The organism is Nocardia nova NBRC 15556, assembly GCF_001613005.1.
In the GTDB taxonomy this organism is placed as follows: domain Bacteria; phylum Actinomycetota; class Actinomycetes; order Mycobacteriales; family Mycobacteriaceae; genus Nocardia; species Nocardia nova.
The window spans coordinates 22230-38702 of the sequence record NZ_BDBN01000009.1 but is presented as its reverse complement, the minus strand read 5'-3'; the positions used below and the strand labels follow the sequence as shown (position 1 = coordinate 38702).

Sequence of the window (16473 nt, the reverse complement as noted above, 5' to 3'; positions counted from 1 at the left end):
GGCCCGCCACATCGCTACGCGGAGCGGCGATTTCCGGCCGCCGCGGGCTCGGCGACCGGGACCAGACCGGCGAGTGCCGTGGGCAGCGGGTCTCGGTGCAGAACTCCGAGGCGCTGGGTGGCGCGGGTGAGGGCCACGTAGAGTTCGGCCGCGCCCCGCGGCCCATCGGACAGGATGCGCTCCGGTTCGACGACGAGTACGGCATCGAACTCGAGGCCCTTCGTCTCCGATGCCGCAACCGTGCCGGGCACGCCGGGCGGGCCGATCACGACGGCGGTGCCCTCGCGACCCTCCTCGTCGCGAACGAAATCCGCGATGGCGGAGGTCAATTCGCTTTCGTCGACGCGGCGCGACCACGGCCGCACGCCACAGGCACGCACCGACTCGGGTGACCGCGCATCCGGCGCGAATTCGGCGAGAACCGCCGCCGCGACCGCCATGATCTCGGCCGGCGTCCGGTAGTTCACCGTCAGGGAGCGATAGCGCCACCGGCCGGGAACATAGGGCTCGAGCACGGCGTCCCACGATGTCGCGCCGGCGGTCGAACGACGCTGGGCGAGGTCGCCGACCACGGTGAAGGAGCGGCCCGGACACCGCCGCATCAGCACCCGCCAGTCCATCTCGGAGAGCTCCTGCGCCTCGTCGACCACGATGTGGCGATAGGTCCAATCCCGGTCGGCGGCGGCGCGTTCGGCCAGATCACGGGTATCGCGATCGGCGAATCGGTCGGCGAGGTCCTCGGCGTAGAGCAGGTCGGTGGCGAAGAGGTGGTCCTCGTCGTCCATCGAATCCTCGCGGCCGGTCATGAGCTCCAAAACCCCTGCGGCATATCGGGCTTCGGCCGCACGTTCACGTTCCACGGTGTCGTCCGCCGGCTTCTCCCGGCCCAGCAGATCGACCAGTTCGTCGAGCAGCGGTACATCCGACACCGTCCACGCGGCGCCGTCGGCACGCCGGAGGGCCGGGTCGGCGCCTGCCGCTCGTAACCGCTCGGGCGACGAATACAGCTCGGCCAGTAGCTTTTCCGGGGTGAGCACCGGCCAGAGCTGGTCGAGCGCGGCACCGAACTGCTCACTCTCGGCGAGCTCGGCGACGAGGTCGGCGCGCAGGTTCTCCCACGCCTCCCGGTCGTCGCGGGTGATCCAGCCCTTGCCGATCCGCGCGATCGCGCGCTCGGTGATCACGTAGGTGACGATCTCGCGGAACACCGCACGCGCCTCGTTGTGCGGCAGTCCGCTGGTGCGCGCCTCCTCGCGCGCCCATTCCCCGGTCGCCGCATCGATGCGCGCGGTGACATCGGTCAATTCGATGGTCAGCGGTTCCGCCGGCAAGCACTGCCGGTCCGCGACCGCGGCGGCGAGCACATCCAGCATGCGCAGCGAACCCTTGATGCGCACCGCGTCCGGAGTGTCCTCGGCGGTGACGTGCAGGCCCGGCACCAGATCGCCCGTGGTGGTGAAGACGACGTTGGTTTCGCCGAGCGACGGCAGCACCCGGTCGATATGACGCAGAAAGGCCGGATTGGGTCCGACCACGAGAACGCCGTGGCGCTCCATCTGCTCGCGCTGGGTGTAGAGCAGATAGGCGACACGATGCAGCGCCACCACCGTCTTGCCGGTACCGGGTCCGCCCTCGACCACCAGCACGCCGGGATGATCGAACCGGATTATCTCGTCCTGTTCGGCCTGGATGGTGGCCACGATGTCGCGCATGCCCTCGCCGCGAGGCGCGTCGACGGCCGCGAGCAGCGCCGCATCCCCGCGTTCCCCGGCGCCCGGACGGCCGAAGATCTCGTCGGTGTAGTCGACGACGCGGCGGCCGCGGGAATGGAACTGCCGGCGCCGCCGCATCCGCTCCGGGCTGGCGGCGGTGGCGGTGTAGAAGGCCCGTGCCGCCGGAGCCCTCCAGTCCAGCAGCAACGGCTCGAAGTCGTTGCTCCGGTCGAAGAGCCCGATCCGGCCGATATAGGACCGCTCGCCGGAATCGCTGTCCAATCGGCCGAAACACAGCCCGTTGTCGGCTACATCCAAGCGCTTCACCTCACGCGCCAGCGTGCGCACCTCCACATCGCGGTCCACCAGCGCACCACCGTTGCCGCGCAACGCCGCGCTGTAGCGGCCCTTCGCCTCGACGCGCTCGCCGTCGAGGCGTGCGTAGAGCCCGGACACGTAGTCCTGTTCGGCCCGCAACTCGTCCTGATACCCCGGTTCCGACATGTGTCCCTCATTTCCCTGGCTCGACATGGTTCATGTGGACACCCGTGTCCGTCTCGGCCGCTGCGGGTCTCCTCTCGTTTTCGCAGGTACACGGCCTCGGCGGGCCATTGTGCGGCACGACCGGGGCCTTGCCGCAAGCCCCCCACCCCGCTATATATTGAATATGGAAAGAGGTGCACCAGCCTCTTCCGCGATCAGTCGGCGGTCAGCCGCGTACCGACCTCACGGACCGCGCCACGCAAGAGGCGGACGTAATCGTCCACATCCACCACCTGGGGATCGGCGTGGACCGACAGGGTCACCGTCGTTCCGAGGCCGTGCAGGCCGTGGGTCAGATGCATCACCGCGCCGAGGGCGGGGAAACCGGCGGTGAAGCGGACCGCGCCGCCGGCGATCGACAGATCCGCCTCGCCCCGGTGGACGCTGGAGAGCACGGTGTGGCCCGAGATCCGGTCGGGAACCAGATCCAAGGGATAGCCGGCGATATCGCGACGGAGAACCGGGGCCGGGATCGCGTCGGTGACGCGGTCACGCGCGGACTGCAGCGGATGGGTGGCGCGGATCCGTCGTTCGGCCAGCGCCGCGGCGATGCGGCGCGCCCGCAGCCGCAGGTCCGGTTCAGCGACACACAGATCGACACCGAGGTCGCGATAGTTGTTGTGCGGGACAGCTTTTCGATCGGTCACCACAGGCAGGGCCATCGAGACCTGCGCGCCCAACGGGTCGGCGGATTCGCCGCGGGCGGCGAGGTATCGACTCATCGCGACGGAGATCGCGGTCAGCGCGACGACCGTGACCGTATAGCCGGGAACGTGCAGGCTCTCCCCCGCGATCACACGGACGGCCCGATGCTCCGGCGCCGGCGGGCGGTTCAGCCGGGTCGGCGCGAAATTCGGTGCCGCGGGGGGAATCTCTCCCGCCTCGGCGAGGCTGTTCAATTCCCTGTCCGCACCTGCCGCGACGAATCCCCGCCGCACCGTGCGGGCCATGCCGGGCAGGAACGAAAGAAGCGCCAGGGCTTCGACCGCAAGGGTTTCCACAGATGACGCGAACCGGGCTCGCGCCCGGCGGCCGTGATGCCGATCGACCATCGCGCCGATGGACGATCCGACGCGATCCGAACCGTCACCCGGTTCGGCGATCCCGCGAGCTGCCGCGTCCAAGCCCCGCAACAACTCGCGCGCGATCTGCGCGGCCCGTTTTCCGTCCGCCAGGGCATGCGAAAGCTGCAGCACCACAACGAGTGCGGGCCCCGATCCGCCCGGCGCGTCTCGCACGCCGCGATACAGATGGATCCGCCAGGTGTATCGCCGCGCCGGGACCGAGTGCGCCAGAATCTCCCCCAGCGAGGCTTCCACAGTCGTCCACAGCGGCTCCTCGGACGTGTGGACCACGACCTGCGCCTCGTCGAAATCCGCAGGCTCCCAGGCCGGATAAGCGAAACGGTGCTCCCGGATACGGACGTTCAACTCCGGGATTTCGGCGCTGCGCGCGATCACCGCCGCCCGCAGCGCGTCGGCGGACCATCCGGCGTCGTCGAAGCAGTAGAGCAGGAACAGGTCGTTGCAGGCCCGGCGCGACAGCCAGAACCTGGTGGCATCCTGCGGGGTCAGTAGATCCACCCGCCGACGATATCCACAACCGTCCACATATCCCGCACCCACCGAGATCCATCGGCACCCGGGATCGGCCGCATCGACCGGCACAACAAGGCCCCGAGTCGCATCGACTCGGGGCCCATCACCTGATCGCCCGGGGTCAGGCGGGACCTAACTTCCCGTCGGTCACGCCCGAGACGAACGCATCCCACTCGCCGGGTGTGAAAGCCAGAATCGGCCCGCTGCCGCAGTCTTTGGTATCGCGAACCCCGACATTGCCGTCACTCAGAAAAGCTACCTCGACACAGTTTCCATCGGGACCGCTGTATTTACTCTTGCGCCACACCGCACCGGTCGAATCAACCTTCACCTCAACCTCTCCTTTACCGCCGTAGATAACGCGACAATCATGCTTCCCTCGTCGCCGGACCCGGGTTTCTCGAGACTCGACGGCTCCACGATGCGCCTGGTCATAGGCACGAACTACTCGATGAACAGAATGGGCCACGAGGTACACACCGCCATGGTGCTCGCTCGCGTTGACCCCGGGAGAGCACCCTAGCAGCACCCACAATCCATGTCCCGCGTCTTTTCACTTTCAACCACTCGAATTGCGCTAAATAATTCCCGTTCACTAATAGCGGGGGAATTGCCAAATGACAGGAGAATGATCCGCTAAACAAAACCAGGTCGCGAAATTCGCTCGGGCACGGCCGCACTACGCCCCGGATAAACCGTGCGGTTGCTCGGTATGGATCATGGAGTAGTGGTGGAACGAGATCGCGACGATGCCGGACACGCCCGAAATGCCCGTCCTCGAGACCGGTTCGGGCGACCACTACCGCCCGGTAGCGTCGGCGTCGCCCGGATTCCGGATGATCTCGACCTCCCACCGGACGAAACCCTGGACTATGCCCAGCGCCTCCTCAACGAGGGACTGGCCTTCAACGCACACGAGGTGCTGGAGGCCGCATGGAAGAACGGACCGTTCGCGGAAAGGATGCTGTGGCAGGGGCTGGCGCAGTACGCCGTCGGCATCACCCACATCCAGCGCGGTAATCCGAAGGGTGCTCGCACCCTGCTCGAGCGGGCGATCGGCCGGTTGTCGGCGGCGCCGCCGCCGCCGTACGGCATCGATTCGACCGGGCTCGTCGCACATGCCGAGGGTCTGCTGGCGGATCTGGATGCCGGCCGCGACATTCCGGAGGACGCGCTGTGCCCCCGGCTGCGCGGATGATCCCGCATACCGCCGGGGCGGGTCGCTTCGCCCCCAGCCCCTCCGGTGAACTGCACCTGGGCAATCTCCGCACCGCCCTGCTGGCGTGGTTGTTCGCCCGCAGCACCGCACGCAATTTCCGGCTGCGGATCGAGGACCTGGACCGGGTGCGGCCGGGTGCGGAGCAGCGTCAGCTCGAAGATCTGGCCGCGATCGGGCTGGACTGGGACGGCCAGGTGGTCCGGCAATCGGATCGCACCCCGCAGTATGCGGCGGCGATCGAGCGGCTCGGCGCGGCCGGCATGACCTACGAGTGCTATTGCACGCGAAAGGAGATTCAGAAGGCCGTCTCCGCACCGCACGGGCCGATGGGCGCCTATCCGGGAACCTGCCGCGACCTGAGCGAGGGACAGCGGGCGGCCAAGCGCGCCGAGGGTCGCCCCGCCGCACTGCGGCTGCGCTCGCAGACCACGGAATTCGAGATCGTCGACGAAATCCACGGCCGGTATCGCGGGCTGGTCGACGATTTCGTGCTGCGTCGCGGCGACGGAACGGCGGCCTACAACCTCGCGGTTGTGGTGGACGATGCGGCCCAGGGCTTCGACCAGATCGTTCGCGGTGACGATCTGCTGCCCTCGACACCGCGGCAGGCCTATCTGGCCACGGTCCTCGGACTCGCCGTACCCTCCTACGCGCACGTCCCGCTGGTGCTCAACACCGAGGGCGCGCGGCTGGCCAAGCGCGACGGTGCCGTAACCCTGCGCGACAGAACCGCTCTCGGTGAGACGCCGCGTCAGGTTTTCACCTTGCTCGCGGCCTCGCTCGGCCTGCGGGGTGAGACGCCGCGCGCGCTACTGGATCAGTTCACTCCGGCGACGGTGCCGCACGAACCGTGGATTCTGGACCCCGAACATCCGGATCCGCTGCGCCACAGCTGATCCGGCGACGGTGCGTCCGGCGATCCGGACGCACTGCTGTTCCCGCCCGGGAACTACCAGTTCGCGGCCGCGACGTTGACGATCACCCACACGATGGTGAGCACGATGCCGACGGCACCGACCCAGATTCCGCCGAGCGCCATACCGCGGCCCTGACCGCCGCGCTCCTTGATCTGGTTCAGCGCGATCACACCCAGGATGATCCCGACGATCGATCCGATACAGGTGCACAGTCCCAGGATCGACGCGATCAGCGAACCGATCGCCAGGCCGTTGGTGCCCTGTTGCGGCGCCGCGTAGCCGTAGGGCTGATACGGCGTCGCGGCCGGATAGCCGTAGCCGGGCTGACCGTAGGGCTGCTGCTGCGGATAGCTCGGGTAGGACTGCTGCTGTTGCGGCGGCGGGGTCGGCTGCTGGTAGGGAGACGACTGCTGATGCGGGGCCGAGGAGTATCCGGCCTGCGGATTGGGCGGCGGGGTGGGCTGCTGCGGCGGGGTCGGCGGAACCGACTGGTGGCCGCCCGAATCGGACGAGACACCTTCGCCGCCGTACTGTTTCCACCATTCGTCGGAATCGCCGGGATTCGTCATCGGTCCAGCCTATTCCACCGGGCCGGGTTGCCGGTATCGTGCACAGGTCGTGAGTGAGACACAAGAAACGACACCGACCGGGGAGTCTGGACGCCCCGCGGTCGAACACGCAGCATTCGCGCAGGCCGCGGGGGGTCCCTTCACGTTGATCGTGACCTTGTTCACGGCGACGCTGATGATTTCCAACATCTGCGCGACCAAGGGCGTGCAGTTCTTCACCGGCCACGAGGTGTCCCTCGGACCCATCGAAATCCTGCCGATCACCACCGACGGAGCATTTTTCCTGTTCCCCCTCGCCTATGTGATCGGCGACGTGCTGAGCGAGGTGTACGGCTTCAAGGCCGCCCGCCGCACCATCTACTACGGCTTCGGCATGCTGATTCTGATGGTGGTCTGCTTCTGGATCGCGATCGGCCTGCCGGCGGCCGGGTTCTACGACAATCAGGACGCGTTCCGCACCGTCGCCGGGACCACGCCGCAACTCGTCGCGGCCGGGCTCGCCGGTTATGTGGTGGGCCAGTTCCTGAACTCGATGACGCTGGTGCTGATCAAGGAGCGCACCAAGGAGAAGCATCTGTGGGCGCGGCTGCTGGGCTCGACCGTCGCCGGTGAATTCGGTGACACGCTGGTGTTCTGCTCGATCGCGGCGACGGCCATCGGGATCAACACGTGGGGCGCGTTCATCAACTACGTGATCGTCGGCTTCGTGTGGAAGACGCTGTGCGAGGTGCTGATCATGCCGATCAGCTACCGCTGCATCGCCTATCTGAAGAAGCACGAACCCAGCTACGCACCGCTGGACAAGCCGGCGCTCTACAGCTGACGCGGAACCGGGCGCGAGGCGGGGCCGTTTCGTTTCAGTCGAAGCGGATCCGGCCCTGCCACCGTCCCAGGAACTCCGCCTTGAAGTCGTCGTAGTAGCCGCCCTCGATGCTCGCGCGGATATCGTCCACGAGCCGAATCGTGAAGCGCTCGTTGTGAATCGTGCACAGCGTCGCGGCGAGCATCTCCTTCGCCTTGAACAGGTGATGGATGTAGGCACGGGTGTAGTGAGCGCAGGTGTAGCAGTCGCAGGTGTCGTCGATCGGGGTGAAATCGCGGCGGAACCGGCTGGTGTTGATGTTGAATCGGCCGGCCGCCACATAGATCGCGGCATTGCGCGCGACGCGGGACGGATTGACGCAGTCGAAGGTGTCGGCGCCGTTCTCGATCGCCACGAAGAAGTCCTCGGGTTCGCTGATACCCAGCAGATGCCGCGGTTTCTCCGCCGGCAGTTCGTCGCAGCACCAGCCCACGATGGTGCCGAGATTGGCCTTCTCCAGCGCGCCGCCGATGCCGTAACCGTCGAAACCCGTTCCGCCGCTTCCCCGCATCGCGTCCAGATCGCGGCAGGCCTTGCGGCGCAGGTCTTCGTACTGCGCACCCTGGATCACCGCGAACAGCGCCTGATACGGCCGGTGCGCGCGTGCGGCGGTGAGCCGCTCGTGTTCGTCGATGCAGCGCTGCGCCCACTCGTGCGTGCGGCGCAGCGACTTCTCCTGATAGCCACGGGTGTTGAACAGCGTGGTCAGTTCGTCGAAGGCGAACATGATGTCGGCGCCGAGGCGGTGCTGGATCCCCATCGACACCTCGGGGGTGAACCGATGGCTGGATCCGTCCAGATGGGAGCGGAAGGTGACGCCGTCGTCGTCGACCACGGCCAGCCGCTCCTTACCCTTCGCGATCACCTCGTCGCTCTGCACGCCGACGGCCTCCATGGCCAGCACCTTCTTGAAGCCGACGCCGAGCGACATCACCTGGAAGCCGCCGCTGTCGGTGAAGGTGGGACCCGGCCAGTTCATGAACCGGCTCAGGCCGCCCGCCTCGTCGACGATGTCGGATCCCGGCTGCAGATACAGGTGGTAGGCATTGGCGAGCAGGGCCTGCGCGCCGATCTCGGCCATCGCCTCCGGGAGGACCGCCTTGACCGTGGCCTTGGTGCCGACCGGAATGAACGCCGGAGTGGCGATCTGCCCGTGCGGCGTGGTGATCACACCGGTGCGGCCGTGCCTGACAGACGGCCCGCCGTCGCGACGCCCCGGTAGCGACGTACCGACGGTGAAGGAGAACTGGTCGGGATCGGACACGCCGCTATCCTGCCAGGCCGGTGACCACGGCCCTTACACCACGTCCAGCGTCTCCTCGTCGACCAGATCCTGATCGACCGCCGCGCCGGTGAACTGCGCGTTGTAAAGGCGGAAGTAGGCGCCGCGCGCGGCCAGCAGCCGCTCGTGGGTGCCCTGCTCGACGATGCGGCCACCTTCCATCACCACGATCAGATCGGCATCGCGGATCGTCGAAAGACGGTGCGCGATAACGAAACTGGTGCGGTCACGGCGCAGCGCGGCCATCGCCTGCTGCACCAGCAACTCCGTGCGGGTGTCGACCGAACTGGTGGCCTCGTCGAGGATCAGGATGGTCGGCTTGGCCAGGAAGGCGCGGGCGATGGTGATCAGCTGCTTCTCACCGGCGCTGACTCCGGAGCCCTCCTCGTCGATCACCGTGTCGTAACCCAGCGGCAGCGAATGGACGAAGCGGTCCACGTAGGCGGCGCGGGCGGCCGCGAGGATCTCCTCTTCGCTCGCCTCCGGGTTGCCGTAGGCGATGTTCTCGCGGATCGTGCCGCCGAACAACCAGGTGTCCTGCAGCACCATGCCGATCCGCGAGCGCAGCCGGTCGCGGCCGATGCCGGTGATGTCGACCCCGTCGATGGTGATCGCGCCGGAATCCAGCTCGTAGAACCGCTCGAGCAGATTGACCAGCGTCGTCTTACCGGCACCCGTCGGGCCCACGATGGCGACCACGTGGCCGGGCTCGGCGACCAGCGACAGATCGTCGATCACCGGCTTGTCGGGCTCGTAGCGGAACGACACCGCGTCGAATTCGACCCGGCCGCGATCGATCGGGCGCGGATCCTCCTCGCGCGGATCGGGAACCTGCTCGTCGGCGTCGAGGATTTCGAAGATCCGCTCGGCCGACGCGACGCCCGACTGCAGCAGATTGATCATCGAACCGATCTGCGTGAGCGGCTGGCTGAACTGGCGCGAGTACTGGATGAAGGCCTGCACCTCACCCAGCGACAGGCTGCCCGAGGCCACGCGCAGACCGCCGACCACGGCGATCAGCACGTAGTTCAGGTTTCCGATGAACATCATCACCGGCATGATCAGCCCGGAGATGAACTGCGCCTTGAAGCTGGCCTGATAGAGCTTGTCGTTGCGCTTGTCGAATTCCTCGCCGACCTCGCGAATGCGGCCGAACGCCGTGACCACCTCGTGGCCGGTGAAGGCCTCCTCGACCTGCGCGTTGAGCAGGCCGGTGTACTTCCACTGATCGACGAAATGCGGTTTCGACCGCTTCGCGATCTGGGCCGTGACGACCACCGCGGCCGGGACCGTGAGCAGCGCGATCACCGCCAGCAGCGGCGAGATCCAGAACATCATGATCAGGATGCCGATCACCGACAGCACCGACATGACCAGCTGGCTCATGGTCTGCTGCAGGCTCTGCGCCACGTTGTCGACGTCGTTGGTCACGCGGGAGAGCACATCGCCGCGGGCGTTGGTGTCGAAATAACTCAGCGGCAGCCGGTGGATCTTGTCCTCCACCTCGCTGCGCAGCCGCTGCACCGCGCGGTTGATCACCGTGGCCAGCAGATACGCCTGCAGCCAGTTGAACAGCGAGGCCAGCACGTACAGCACCAGAACCAGCGTCAGCACCTGGCCCACCGCGCCGAAGTCGACGCCGTGGCCGGGGTTGATGTTCATCGAGGACATCATGTCCGCGAGCCGGTCCTGGCCCTGCGCACGCAGGGACGCCACCGCCTGATCCTTGGTCAGCCCCGCCGGCAACTGCTTGCTGACGACGCCGTCGAAGATGAGGTTGGTCGCCTTACCGAGGATCTGCGGCCCCAGGGTGTTCATGACGACCGAGGCGACGGCCAGCACCAGGATGGCCACCACGGCCGTCCGATCCGGAGCCAGCCGGCGCAACAGCCGCTTCAGCGTCGGGCCGAACGATCTCGCTTTCTGCCCGGGAGCACCCGGCATCGGCGCCCCTGGCCTCATCGCGCCGCCTCCTGTGTCTTGCGGGACACCCGCACCCGGGCGGCCCGATGAGCAGCTGCGCCAAGGTAGCTCATCGCGCCGCCTGCTGTGTTCTGCGGGACACCCGCACCCGGGGCGGCCCGATGAGCGGCTGCGCCAAGGTAGCTCATCGCGCCGCCTCTTCCGGACTGAACTGCGATTCCACGATCTCCCGGTACTCCTCGCATTCGCGCAACAGCTGTTCGTGGGTGCCGAGGCCGACCATGGCACCGTCCTCGAGGACGACGATCTGGTCGGCGTCGCGGATGGTCGACACGCGCTGGGCTACGGTGATCACCGCGGATTCGCGCGTCTCCGGCCGCAGCGCGTCGCGCACCCGGGCGTCGGTGGCGACGTCGAGTGCGGAGAAGCAGTCGTCGAACAGATAGATCTTGGGCTTCTTCACCAGGGCGCGCGCGATGGCGAGCCGCTGCCGCTGGCCGCCCGAGACGGTGGTGCCACCCTGGGCGACCGGGGTCCGCAACCCTTCGGGCATGGCCCGCACGAAGTCGGCGGCCTGCGCGATTTCCAGTGCGTGCCACAGCTGTTCGTCGGTCGCCTCGGGATCGCCGTAGCGCAGGTTCTCCGCGATGGTCCCGGAGAACAGATAGGCCTTCTGCGGCACCAGCCCGATCTGCGAGCGCAGCAGATCCATATCCACCTGCCGCACATCGGTGCCGCCGACCCGCACCACGCCGGAGGTGACGTCGATCAGCCGCGGAATCAGATTGATCAGCGTGGTCTTACCGGATCCGGTGGAACCGACGATCGCGGTGGTCTGCCCGGGCGAGACCCGGAAGCTGATATCCCGCAGCACCGGTTCCGCGGCGCCCGGAAACGCGAATTCGGCGCCGGCCAGCTCGACCGTCCCCGGATCGGCGACGAAGGTCTGCGGCTGTGCCGGCGGCAGCACCGAGGAGTCGGTTTCCAGGACCTCGGCGATGCGTTCGGCCGAGACCGCCGCGCGCGGAGCGATCATCGCCAGGAAGGAGGCCATCATGACCGCCATCAGGATCTGCATGATGTAGGACAGCAGCGCGGTCAGCGAACCGATCTGCATACTGCCGGAGTCGATGGCATGCCCGCCGAACCAGATCACCGCGACCGTGGTCACGTTGCTGATCAACATCACGGCCGGGAACATCAGCGCGGCCAACCGGCCCACGAACAGCGAGGCCGAGGTCAGCTCGTCGTTGGCCACGCCGAAGCGCTGCGATTCGTAGCGCTCGCGCACGAACGCCCGCACCACGCGGATACCGGTGATCTGCTCGCGCAGCACTCGGTTCACCGAGTCGATGCGCTCCTGCACGCGCCGGAACCCGGGCACCATCCGGGAGATGATCAGCGCCATCGTCAGGCCGAGCACCGGCACCGCGACCAGCAGGATCCAGGAGAGTCCGAGGTCCTGGCGCAGCGCCATCACGATGCCGCCGATGCACATGATCGGCGCCATCACCAGGATGGTCACGCTCATCACGACCAGCAGCTGCACCTGTTGCACATCGTTGGTGTTGCGGGTGATCAGCGACGGCGCGCCGAAGATGCCCACCTCACGGGCGGAGAAGGTGCCCACCCGGTGCAGCAGTGCCGCGCGCATTTCCCGCCCCGCACCCATCGCGGCCTGTGCGCCCAGATAGACCGAACTCGCCGAGGCGATGATCTGCACGCCCGACACCAGCAGCATCCACAGACCGGTGGTCCAGATGTAACCGATATCACCCTTGGTGACGCCGTTGTCGATGATGTCGGCGTTCAGGCTGGGCAGATAGAGCATCGCGATGACGGAGATGAGCTGCAACACAACAACCCCCACCAACTGGGTGCGGTAGGGGGCGAGAAAGGCGCGCAGCAACCTGATCAACATGATGGGTGCAGGCTACCGTCATTCCGGGGCGGTGGCGGCAAGATTTTTCGCTCGGCGAAAGCCGGCCCGCACACCCGCGAAACCGGCTCGACCGGCACAGTCCTCACCTCCGGCCTAGGCGTCGACGCCGGGCGGGACGGGCGCGGGCCGTCGCGTCCAGGCACCAGGATCGGACACCAGGTTCGCGATGAAATCCGGCAGTTCGTCGGTGGCGATATCCGCGATCGAGACCTGTTCCAGCACCGCGCGGATATTGACCCGCAGCGCGATCCACACCCGCTGCAGCGGTTCGGCCACCCCCGAATACACCACATCCTCGGGACGCTGCCCGCGCACCGAGGCGAGCGGCCCCTCGACCGCGCGGATCACGTCGGCGATGCTGATCTCACCGGCCGCACGAGCCAGCCGGTACCCGCCGTCGGGGCCACGCCGGCTGACCACCAGATCGGCCCGGCGCAGTTGCGCCGCAATGGATTCCAGAATCTTCGGGGAAATGTCCTGCGCCGTGGCGATCGTCTCCGCCTTCACCGAATTCGGTTGCGCGCGAGCGATTTCCAACAGGATGCGGACCGCGTAGTCGATCCTCGCCGAGATGTGCACTAGCGCTGTCCACCCGGTCCGTTCAGCACGCCGAGAGCGGCCTCGATCAAAACCCGCTCGATCACCTCGTCACCGGCATCGGGCACGAGCTCGTTCGACCACAGCGCCGTGCCCAGCACCTCCAGGGCGGCGCTGGCACGCAATTGCGCCTCGTGCGAGGGGTCGGGTCCGGCCAGCCAGACACACAGTCGCCGGTGCATATCGAACATGTCCGGATGCCGATCTCCGATCGCGTTGAGGATGGCCACGGTGTCGCGCACGCACATCGCGCCCGCGGTGCGATGTCGTAACAGGGTCCGGAGCTGGCGATTCAGCACCTCCCGAGCGCCCGCCGGGCTGTACGTCACACCGTCGAGTTCGTCGACCACGAGCTTCATGTCGTCGAAGATCGGTTCGATGATCGCGAGCAGCAGATCGAGCTTCGACGCGTAGTGATAGTAGAGCGACGCCTTTGTGATTCCCACCGCATCCGCGACCTCGCGCAGGCTCGTCTGCTCGAAACCCTTGTTCGAAAAAAGCCGGATCGCCGCCTCACGAATCGCGTCCTTGGTGCTCTGACCTGCGACAACGGTTCCTGAGGTACTTCGGGCGCTCATGCGATGATCCTCTCATCAACCGATCGAAGCGGAGGGCACGCCCCGAAAATCGAGGTTGTTCCTCCGCTTAGCGATTGGGTAGTCTACCTACCGCACGGTAGGCAGAAAGCGTCGATGGAGGCGGATCGCAGTGCGGCGTCCGCAGTAGTGCTGTCTACGGGGCCTGAACTCAGCACCGCAAATCAGCTATCGCTAGGAGATACCGCGTGTCCGTGTACCTCTATCGGTGGGGGAAGTTCGCCTTCCGCCGAAAATGGATCGTGCTACCGGTCTGGTTGCTGATCTTCGTGATCGTGGGCGCCGTCGGCGTCGGGCTGAAGAAGCAGAGCCAAGACGACTTCAACATGCCGGATCTGCCCTCGCAGAAGGCCACCGACATCCTGGACAGGGAATTTCCTGGACAATCGGCCGCCTTCAAATTCGACGCGGTGACCGGCACATATGTCGCCGCGGCCACCCACGGCAAGCTCACCGATCCGGACAATCACAAGGCACTCACCGCGCTTGTCGAGAAGATCAACAACCTCGACATCGTCGACAAGTCCAAGATCAATGCGCAGGACCCCGACCCGCAACGTCGGGGCGTGCTGACCGACCCGGTCGCCGCGACGACGGCGATCGGCTGCACCTCCGGTGATCGCACCGACCCGAACTTCGTCGCGAAATGCGGCCTGGCGCCGCTGAACGTGCTCGGCAAGAACAACAGTGCCGATACCGTCGCCTATTTCAGCGTGCCGTTCAAGATCAAGTCGTTCTCCGATATCACCAAGGCCGATCGGGACCAGGCATACAAGGTCGCCGACGAGGCGCGCGCGGCCGGACTGGACGTGGAGATCAGCGGCACCATCGCCACCGAGCAGGCGCCGCCGGGCGGACAGTCGGAAATGATCGGTTACGCCGTCGCCTTCATCGTGATGATGATCGCCTTCGGCGCGCTGATCGCGGCGTTCGTGCCGATTCTGACCGGCATCGTGGGTGTCGGCATGGCATCCTCGCTGATCATGGCCGGCACCTCGATCGCCAACATCCCGAACTTCACCACCGTGCTGGCGGCGATGATCGGTATCGCGCTGTCGATCGACTACGCGCTGTTCATCGTCTCGCGCTACAAACATGAACTCGCCGTGCAGGATTCGCCGGAAGAGGCTGCGGGCGTCGCCATCGGCACTGCCGGTTCCGCGGTGGTCTTCGCCGGTATGACGGTCATCATCGCGCTGTGCGGCCTGAGCATCGTCGGCGTCAGCTTCCTCACCTGGATGGGTCTGGGCGGCGCGCTGGCCGCGCTGTTCGCGATCCTGGTCGCGCTGACCCTGCTGCCCGCGATGATGGGCGCCTTCGGCCGCTTCCTGTTCAAGCCGAAGTTGCCGCTGGTCGCGCGGACCGACACCGAGGACGACGACGCCGTCACCAACGGCAAGCGTTTCGCCCGGCTGATCGCCAAGGCGCCGTGGGTGACCCTCGGCGCGAGCGTGATCGTGCTCGGCCTGCTCGCCGCACCCGCGGTGAATCTGAGCCTCGGCCTCCCCGGTGAGGACAGCCAGCCCAAGACCACCACGGTTCGTAAGGCCTACGACCTGCGTACCGAAGGGTTCGGCGAGGGCAGCAACGGCACCCTGCTGGTGGTCGCGGATCTGACCAAGGTCAAGCCGGAGCAGCGTCAGGAGGCCGTCATGGCCCTGCACGACAAGCTGGCCGGCTACCAGGGCATGGACTTCGTGACCATGCCGTCGACGAACAAGCTCACGCCGCAGAAGACTCCGGACTATGTGAACAGCACCGGCGCCCAGTTGACCGCGGTACCCGATCACGGCCCGAACAACTCCGAAACCCAGGACCTGGTGAAACATGCCCGGGACGCAGAGTCGGACCTGCAAGCGAAATACGGCATGGAGTACGGCATCACCGGCTCGACCGCGATCTACGCCGATGTGTCCAATGCCCTGCTCGGCAAGATCGTCCCGTACATGACGATCGTGGCGATCGCGGCGTTCATCCTGCTGGTACTGGTGTTCCGCTCGGTTCTGGTGCCGCTGACCGCCGCATTGGGATTCCTGTTGTCGATGGCGGCCACCTTCGGCGCCACCGTGCTGATCTTCCAGCAGGACAAACTCGGCCTGATCGGCGATCAGCATCCGATCGTGAGCTTCCTGCCGATCATGTTGATCGGCTTGGTCTTCGGCCTCGCCATGGACTACCAGGTCTTCCTCGTCACCCGCATGCGCGAGGAATACGTGCACGGCAAATCCCCGAAGGAGGCCATGGTGTCCGGTTACCACCACGGCGCTCGCGTGGTCACCTCCGCGGCCATCATCATGATCTCCGTCTTCGGCGGATTCATGTTGGAGTCCGACGTGACCGCGAAGTCGATGGGCTTCGCACTGGCGGCCGGCGTGCTGTTCGACGCCTTCCTGGTCCGGATGGTCCTGATTCCGTCGCTGCTGGTCCTGCTGGGCAAGTGGGCCTGGTGGATGCCGAAGTGGCTGGACCGGATCCTGCCCGATATCGATGTCGAGGGCACCAAGCTGCGCGAGTTGCAGCAGCGTGACCGCGACACCGCGGCGGAGAAGGAGCCGGTCCCGGTCGGCTGATCCGCGAACCACGGCACGAGCCCTCATCCGAACAGCGGATGGGGGCTCGTGCCGTATCCGGTCCAGGGGATCTCGGACCGCAAAGATCTTGATCTTGCAGCAACGACACAGCAGACTCGAACCTAATGCTCTCCAGCTCGGCC

General features: G+C 66.6%; 13 protein-coding genes. 4 read left to right on the top strand and 9 right to left on the bottom strand.

Annotated elements, in window-relative coordinates; genetic code table 11:
• Positions 1–14 precede the first annotated feature (14 nt).
• From helR to NN2_RS36080, 3 genes are all read right to left on the bottom strand, one after another.
• Positions 15–2216 carry an RNA polymerase recycling motor ATPase HelR gene (helR, locus tag NN2_RS05210; protein ID WP_063010889.1) on the bottom strand — a complete coding sequence of 734 codons (2202 nt, stop codon included), beginning with the start codon at positions 2214–2216 and terminating at the stop codon, positions 15–17.
• Positions 2217–2410: 194 nt separating this feature from the next.
• Positions 2411–3838 carry a WS/DGAT/MGAT family O-acyltransferase gene (locus NN2_RS05205; protein ID WP_156511221.1) on the bottom strand — a complete coding sequence of 476 codons (1428 nt, stop codon included), beginning with the start codon at positions 3836–3838 and terminating at the stop codon, positions 2411–2413.
• A 136-nt stretch (positions 3839–3974) separates the two neighbouring features.
• Positions 3975–4184 (bottom strand): DUF397 domain-containing protein, encoded by a 210-nt coding sequence (locus NN2_RS36080; RefSeq protein WP_030516880.1) that lies wholly within the window; start codon positions 4182–4184, stop codon positions 3975–3977.
• Between the two features lie 381 nt (positions 4185–4565).
• On the opposite strand from NN2_RS36080, the gene NN2_RS05200 reads away from it, so the two are divergent.
• The gene (locus tag NN2_RS05200; protein WP_063010941.1) at positions 4566–5051 is read left to right on the top strand and encodes a DUF309 domain-containing protein; all 486 of its coding nucleotides are present in this window, start codon (positions 4566–4568) and stop codon (positions 5049–5051) included.
• Complete coding sequence (gene gluQRS, locus NN2_RS05195) at positions 5048–5968, top strand: tRNA glutamyl-Q(34) synthetase GluQRS (protein ID WP_063010885.1); 921 nt, start codon at positions 5048–5050, stop codon at positions 5966–5968. The genes NN2_RS05200 and gluQRS overlap by 4 nt, the downstream gene beginning before the upstream one ends.
• A gap of 53 nt (positions 5969–6021) precedes the next feature.
• On the opposite strand, the gene NN2_RS05190 is transcribed toward gluQRS, so the two are convergent.
• Positions 6022–6558 (bottom strand): DUF4190 domain-containing protein, encoded by a 537-nt coding sequence (locus NN2_RS05190; protein ID WP_030516877.1) that lies wholly within the window; start codon positions 6556–6558, stop codon positions 6022–6024.
• 49 nt (positions 6559–6607) lie between these two features.
• Between NN2_RS05190 and NN2_RS05185 the strand changes: the two genes are divergently transcribed.
• Positions 6608–7381, top strand: coding sequence for a queuosine precursor transporter (locus tag NN2_RS05185; RefSeq protein WP_030516876.1), 774 nt, complete (start codon positions 6608–6610; stop codon positions 7379–7381).
• 34 nt (positions 7382–7415) lie between these two features.
• On the opposite strand, the gene tgt is transcribed toward NN2_RS05185, so the two are convergent.
• The 5 genes from tgt to NN2_RS05160 form a co-directional block, all read right to left on the bottom strand.
• Positions 7416–8684 (bottom strand): tRNA guanosine(34) transglycosylase Tgt, encoded by a 1269-nt coding sequence (gene tgt, locus NN2_RS05180; protein ID WP_063010883.1) that lies wholly within the window; start codon positions 8682–8684, stop codon positions 7416–7418.
• A gap of 33 nt (positions 8685–8717) precedes the next feature.
• Positions 8718–10664 (bottom strand): ABC transporter ATP-binding protein, encoded by a 1947-nt coding sequence (locus NN2_RS05175; RefSeq protein ID WP_063010881.1) that lies wholly within the window; start codon positions 10662–10664, stop codon positions 8718–8720.
• Positions 10665–10809: 145 nt separating this feature from the next.
• Positions 10810–12546, bottom strand: coding sequence for an ABC transporter ATP-binding protein (locus tag NN2_RS05170; protein WP_063010879.1), 1737 nt, complete (start codon positions 12544–12546; stop codon positions 10810–10812).
• 114 nt (positions 12547–12660) lie between these two features.
• On the bottom strand, positions 12661–13146 hold the full coding sequence (locus NN2_RS05165; protein WP_063010877.1) for an RrF2 family transcriptional regulator: 486 nt from the start codon (positions 13144–13146) through the stop codon (positions 12661–12663).
• Complete coding sequence (locus NN2_RS05160) at positions 13146–13742, bottom strand: TetR/AcrR family transcriptional regulator (protein ID WP_030516871.1); 597 nt, start codon at positions 13740–13742, stop codon at positions 13146–13148. The genes NN2_RS05165 and NN2_RS05160 overlap by 1 nt, the downstream gene beginning before the upstream one ends.
• 206 nt (positions 13743–13948) lie before the next feature.
• On the opposite strand from NN2_RS05160, the gene NN2_RS05155 reads away from it, so the two are divergent.
• The gene (locus NN2_RS05155) at positions 13949–16330 is read left to right on the top strand and encodes an MMPL family transporter (protein WP_063010874.1); all 2382 of its coding nucleotides are present in this window, start codon (positions 13949–13951) and stop codon (positions 16328–16330) included.
• Positions 16331–16473: the final 143 nt, after the last annotated feature.